5 protein-coding genes are annotated in these 6,704 nt (G+C 39.8%); all 5 read right to left on the reverse strand.

The window, feature by feature from the left end:
- Nucleotides 1-86: 86 nt before the first annotated feature.
- Nucleotides 87-1,253, reverse strand: a complete 1,167-nt coding sequence (gene dnaJ / locus I2F89_RS11200) for a molecular chaperone DnaJ (protein WP_010735219.1) — start codon at nt 1,251-1,253, stop codon at nt 87-89.
- A gap of 355 nt (nt 1,254-1,608) precedes the next feature.
- On the reverse strand, nt 1,609-3,438 hold the full coding sequence (dnaK, locus tag I2F89_RS11205; RefSeq protein ID WP_010735218.1) for a molecular chaperone DnaK: 1,830 nt from the start codon (nt 3,436-3,438) through the stop codon (nt 1,609-1,611).
- 54 nt (nt 3,439-3,492) lie between these two features.
- Nucleotides 3,493-4,041 (reverse strand): nucleotide exchange factor GrpE, encoded by a 549-nt coding sequence (grpE, locus tag I2F89_RS11210; protein WP_010735217.1) that lies wholly within the window; start codon nt 4,039-4,041, stop codon nt 3,493-3,495.
- A gap of 79 nt (nt 4,042-4,120) precedes the next feature.
- Nucleotides 4,121-5,164: a heat-inducible transcriptional repressor HrcA gene (gene hrcA, locus I2F89_RS11215; RefSeq protein ID WP_071866244.1), complete on the reverse strand. Its 1,044-nt coding sequence runs from the start codon at nt 5,162-5,164 to the stop codon at nt 4,121-4,123.
- 233 nt (nt 5,165-5,397) lie between these two features.
- On the reverse strand, nt 5,398-6,579 hold the full coding sequence (gene hemW / locus I2F89_RS11220; protein WP_115357760.1) for a radical SAM family heme chaperone HemW: 1,182 nt from the start codon (nt 6,577-6,579) through the stop codon (nt 5,398-5,400).
- Nucleotides 6,580-6,704 lie beyond the last annotated feature (125 nt).

Raw genomic sequence — 6,704 nt, forward strand, 5'->3', positions numbered from 1 at the left:
TGTGTTCCTTAAATTCAAAAATATGCAAAAAAAGTGGGACGATAATCAGCTTTTCTTCTGATTATTGTCCCACTCTCTTTTTGTATTTATTTACGTTTTTTTCCGCCAAACGCATCTTTTACTTTATCAAAAAAACCATCTTCTTGTTGCTCTTGAACATGCATGCCGCCTGCTTTAGCAAATGCGCGTAAAGCTTCACGCTGTTCTTCATTGAGGTTTTTAGGTGTAATCAATTTCACACGCACATGTTGGTCCCCTGTAGACCCACCACGTAAACGTGGCGCTCCTTTACCACGTAAACGGAAGTTCGTTCCCGTTTGCGTACCAGCAGGGATTTTCAATTTGACATCCCCATGAACGGTTGGCACTTGTACTTCATCACCCAGCGCTGCTTGCACGAAGCTTAATGGTAACTCATAATAGATCTCAGAACCATCGCGATCGAAGATATCACTTTCTTCTACTCGGAAGACCACATATAGATCTCCGAATGGACCACCATTCTCGCCTGCTTCACCTTGTCCTGCTAAGCGCATTTGTTGTCCTTCTTCCACACCGGCTGGTACATTCACTTTGACCGTATGTGCTTTCTTCTCATGACCAGAGCCATGACAAGTCGGACATGGTTCTTTGATTTCTTTCCCAGTGCCTCGACATACATCACAAGTTTGACGGCTCATCACACGACCAAGTGGTGTTTGACGTTCCACATTGATCGTTCCAGAACCATGACATTTATGACAAGTCGTCGGTTGTGTTCCTGGTTTTGCACCATTTCCGCTACACGTGTGACAAATTTCTTCACGATTGTATTTGATTTCTTTTTCTACCCCAAAGATTGCTTCTTCGAAGGATAAATTGACTGTATATTGTAGATCTGATCCTTGACGAGGGGCATTTGGATCAACAGATCTTCCACCACCGCCAAAAAACGAATCAAAAATATCTTCAAATCCACCAAAGCCAGCTCCACCACCGGAGAAGCCGCCAAAGCCACCAAAGCCGCCGCCACCAGCGCCATAATTAGGATCAGTTCCGGCATGTCCGTATTGATCGTAAGCCGCACGTTTTTGTGGATCACTTAAAATCTCATAAGCCTCGGAAACTTCTTTGAATTTTTCATCAGCATCAGGCTCTTTATTGATATCTGGATGGTATTTCTTTGATAACTTTCGATAAGCTTTTTTTATTTCGTCTTCTGAAGCTCCCTTTGACAGCCCCAAGACTTCGTAATAATCACGTTTTGTTGCCATAGGCTTTCCTCCTATTGGTTCTCTTCATTTCCACGTCGTTTGTTATCATATCACACTTTGATCGAAACAAAAACCGGAAATTTCGAAGTATCGACTAAAGAAGAAAAAATCGATCATTGATTTCTATGGCACAAAGAAAAGATAACATTTCTCTTCTTGATCCAAAGAAAAATCATAACTGATGACTTGTTACTTTACTCTAGTGATGCTTCTAAACTGCATAAAATAAAGTGATACAAGATTATTCCCTCGGAAATAAGCCGAAGAATCGCGAAAATATGAGAAGCTATTTTCGAATTCTTCGGCTTATTCTAAAGCGGGACTTGATCTCTTTAAGTGAAACTAAATGAACTGATTATTTTTTGTCGTCATCGACTTCTTCAAAATCAGCATCTACGACATCATCCGCTCCGCCTTGGGCAGCTTCAGGATTTTCTTGAGCTTGTTGTTGTGCCGCTTGTTCATATAATTTAACTGTCAAGTTTTGCACGATTTCGTTCAACGCATCACGTTTTGTTTTCATTTCTTCGATGTTGTTTGCTTCTACTGCAGCTTTCAACTCGTCACGAGCTGCCTCAGCTTTTTTCACTTCTTCTTCGTCAACTTTACCTTCTAATTCTTTCAAGGTTTTATCAACTGAGAATAGCAACGCATCGACATCATTACGTAGATCAACTTCTTCTTTACGTGCTTTATCTGCTTCTGCATTAGATTCAGCATCTTTCACCATACGTTCGATTTCTTCGTCTGTTAGACCTGAAGAAGATTTGATCGTGATTTTTTGTTCTTTTTGTGTACCTAGATCTTTGGCAGATACATTTACGATACCATTTTTATCAATATCGAATGTTACTTCGATTTGAGGGATACCGCGTGGTGCAGCTGGAATGTCTGTCAATTGGAAGCGACCTAATGTTTTATTGTCCGCAGCCATTGGACGTTCCCCTTGTAATACATGGATATCTACAGCAGGTTGGTTATCCGCAGCTGTTGAGAATACTTGTGATTTACTTGTTGGGATTGTTGTATTACGATCGATCAATTTTGTAAATACGCCACCCATCGTTTCGATACCCAATGATAATGGAGTTACGTCTAGTAAAACAACGTCTTTTACATCACCAGTGATCACGCCACCTTGGATTGCTGCACCCATCGCTACAACTTCATCTGGGTTTACTGATTTGTTTGGTTCTTTTCCTGTTTCTTTTCTTACAGCTTCAACAACCGCAGGAATACGAGTTGAACCACCGACTAAAATCACTTCATCGATTTCTGATTGTGACAAACCAGCATCTTTCAATGCTTGACGTACAGGAACTTTCGTACGTTCCACTAAGTCAGCTGTCAATTCATCAAATTTTGCACGAGTCAATGTCATTTCTAAGTGCAATGGACCAGCATCACCAGCTGTGATAAATGGCAAGCTGATTTGAGTGCTTGAAACACCTGAAAGGTCTTTTTTCGCTTTTTCAGCAGCGTCTTTCAAACGTTGTAAAGCCATTTTATCTTGACCTAAGTCAATGCCATTTTCTTTTTTGAATTCAGCAACCATATGATCAATGATTTTGTTATCAAAGTCATCTCCACCTAAATGGTTGTCTCCAGCAGTAGATAATACGTCGAATACGCCATCGCCTAATTCAAGGATCGATACGTCGAATGTACCACCACCAAGGTCAAATACTAAGATTTTTTCATCGCGATCTGTTTTGTCTAAACCATAAGCTAGTGCTGCCGCAGTCGGTTCATTGACGATACGCTCTACTTCTAAACCTGCAATCTTACCAGCATCTTTAGTTGCTTGACGTTGTGCATCATTGAAGTATGCAGGAACAGTGATAACTGCTTTTTCTACTTTTTCGCCTAAATAATCTTCTGCGAATCCTTTGATGTATTGTAAGATCATTGCAGAGATTTCTTGTGGTGTATATGATTTACCTTCAACATCCACTTTATAACCAGCTTCACCAATATGGCGTTTGATGGAAGAAATCGTATTAGGGTTTGTTACTGCTTGACGTTTTGCGACTTCCCCTACTTGGATCTCACCATTTTTAAATGACACAACAGAAGGTGTTGTACGGTTTCCTTCTGGATTTGCAATGATTTTTGCTTCATTTCCTTCTAATACAGCTACTGCTGAGTTTGTAGTACCTAAGTCAATTCCGATAATTTTACTCATAATCAACGTCTCCTTATCTTATTACTAAGTTGTTGTTTCTATTCCATCATGACTTTATTGCGCAACGATAACCATTGTCGGTCTCAATACGCGGTCATGTAATTTATAGCCTTCTTGTAACACTTCAACGATCGTATCAGCAGGTAATTCATCTGTTGCTGGTACCGTCTGAACTGCTTGATGCAATGTCGGATCAAAAGGTTCACCTTTTGCAGGGATTTTTTCGATTCCCTCTTCCTTCAATGCATGTTTCAAACTTTCAAGAACCATCTCGACACCTTTTTTCAAACTTGCACCTTGCTCATCAGATACTTCTGTTGCTAAAGCACGTTCTAAGTTGTCGATCGAAGGTAATAATTTTTTGGCTAAATCTTGTGAACGATATTTTTGCAATTGCTCTCGTTCGTTTTTACCACGATTTGCCATATTAGCGATTTCTGCTCTCGCACGCAAAAACTTGTCTTCCATTTCATCAAATTCAGCTTGGAGATTTGCAAGTTCGTTTGCTTCTTCTTCCACTTCTGAAACTTCCACTTCTTCCGTTTCTGGATCTAGCTGCGTATCATTCAATTCCTGATCTAATTCTTCATGGTTTTCTTTCATGATGCAGTCTTCCTTTCATTATTCAGTCAGATGCTTGATCGCTCAAATCGAAAAAACGATCAGTCACTTTTGTGATTGTTCAAAAATCCGAGCGATCAAGTGTGCGATAATAATCAGCGAGTTTGTGCGCCAATTCTTTTCGATAGACATCGACAAGGCCTAACATTTTGGAATATGGCATACTAGTTGGTCCTAGCAATGCGATGGTTCCACGTCCATGGCCGACGATTTCATAACTCGCTTGGATCATACTCATATTTTGCAATAGGTCATTGCCTATTTCCGAACCGATTTTGATATGTATCTTGCTATCCATCGGTACGATCATCTGTGTCAGTTCATAGGAATCTGTCATAAATGAAAACATTGACTTGAACTGATCCACATCTTGCAACGGTTCATAATCCAATAAGTTCATTTGGCCACTCACATAAACTTTATCCTCAAACGCATGACTCAAAACCGTATCAAAGAGACTAGACATCCCTTCCGTTGTTTGAAAATATTTATGCAAGATCATCGGGATCTCCGTGCGTAATTTGTTGTATACCGTCACTAACGGATCTCCTACCAAACGGTCATTGACAATACGAACCATTTTTTCTAAGTCCTGACTACCTAAGTTTTCAGGAAGAGTAAAAACCTGACTTTCAACGTTCCCATTGTCAGTCACAACGATCGCAATGACCTGACGACTATTCAATGGCACGATGCGAAAACCGGTCAAACGGCGATCTTTAATCTCGGGTCCTAACGAAAAAGTAGTGTAACTAGTCAACTCAGATAAAATCTCAGCTGATTGTTTGATGATTTCGTTGATTTCATGGAATTCCTTGTTTAAAGACTGTCGAATTTGGTGCAAATCATCATTTGCTACACGAGCAGGTCGTAACAGATGATCCACATAATAACGATAACCTAGCGCAGACGGTATACGTCCAGAAGAAGAATGTGTCTTTAAAAGTAGACCTTCATCCTCTAAAGCTTTCATATCATTACGGATCGTCGCTGGACTTGCCTCGACTCCTTCCGCCATTAACGTTTTGGAACCAACGGGCACCCCACTACTCGTATAGTTTTGGATGATCAGACGTAAAATATCACTTTGTCGCTGTGTTAACATCTTTCTCACCTCTCATTAGCACTCTTAGCTTCTAAGTGCTAACCCACTTATAAATATAGCAAGAAGACTAAAAAGTGTCAAGGAAAAGAACCCACTTTTTTAGCACTCTTACATCGAGAGTGCTAATCAATTGTCAACTTGCTTAAAATAGCGTCATATCAGGCATTTGATCATAAAAAACGTGATTAAAATCGTTTTTTTATTTCGTTGTTATAAAAAATTTAAACAATCATTCAGTCGTTTACCAAGTCCTTATCCAATAAAAAACGTTCGAAGACATTATTTCCCAAAAAAGTTCCTTTTTGTGTCAAATATACTCGGTCTTCTTCATTCACTAACAACTCTTCTGCTACTAACTCATCCAGGACAGATTGATACAACGATTCAATCGATCGACCATAACGCTGTAAAAAGTGTTGCTTCTCAATGCCCACCTTTTTTCTTAAACCAAGAAACATCTCTTCCTCGATTTGATTCTTACGAGATAACTCTTCACGTTCTAATACTGGTAGCTCACCTTCACGTAACGGACGCAAATAATGTTGGATCGGCCCTTTATTTCGATATCGCGTATGATCCAGATAGCCACTTGCTCCTGCGCCAAAACCGAAATAGTGATCATTATTCCAATACATCAAATTGTGTTGGGATTCATGACCAGCTAAACCAAAGTTACTGATCTCATATTGATGACGTTGATGTTTTTCCATCGCCGCAATCGTTTCTTCAAACATCCGTGTCTCCGTCTCTTGATCTGGCAACTGCAACCGACCTTGTCGAACCCAATTCATAAACATCGTTTTATTCTCTAAAATCAATGAATAAAGAGAATAATGAGGTAAGTCTAAGGCTAATGCCCGCTCCAAAGTATCAAGATAGCCTTCTAACGTCTGCCCAGGTAACGCATAGATCAAATCAATGCTGACATTTGAAAAATTTTCCGCCTCTAAAAATCGCATCGTTTCATAGACATCTTCCGCCGTATGTTTTCGACCAATTTTCTTTAATAAGCGATTATCAAAGGTCTGAACCCCCATCGATAAACGATTGACCCCATAATTCTTCATTACTTGTAGCTTTTCCCTGGTCAAATCACCAGGATTCGCTTCCACTGTAAACTCTTTTCCTTCATTAAAAGGTAAGATCTCTCTGGCACCAGACAATAGTCGATCGAGCTGCTTAGCCGATAAAGAAGTCGGCGTTCCACCACCAACATACAGTGTCTCCAATTCATTCACCGGACGACGCTCCATCATGATCGCCATTTCCTTTAGTAGCATTTCGACATACTCATCCACTGGTTGACCTTCTAGAAACACTTTATTGAAGTCACAGTAATAACAGATATGTTCACAAAATGGAATATGGATATAAGCAGAAACCTTATGTTCTGCGGATTTGTTTGTTTCTTTCATTGTTTTTTCTTTCTCCTTACGTCAAAAAGTCGTACCGCTTTTCGACCACTCTTATATACGCATACTAAACGTATTTAACAAACAAATCCACTAAAAAATCCAAGAATCGATTTCTTGGATGAGTT

The sequence above is a fragment of the Enterococcus sp. 1001283B150225_161107_E12 genome, assembly GCF_015556925.1.
Classification (GTDB): domain Bacteria; phylum Bacillota; class Bacilli; order Lactobacillales; family Enterococcaceae; genus Enterococcus_B; species Enterococcus_B mundtii.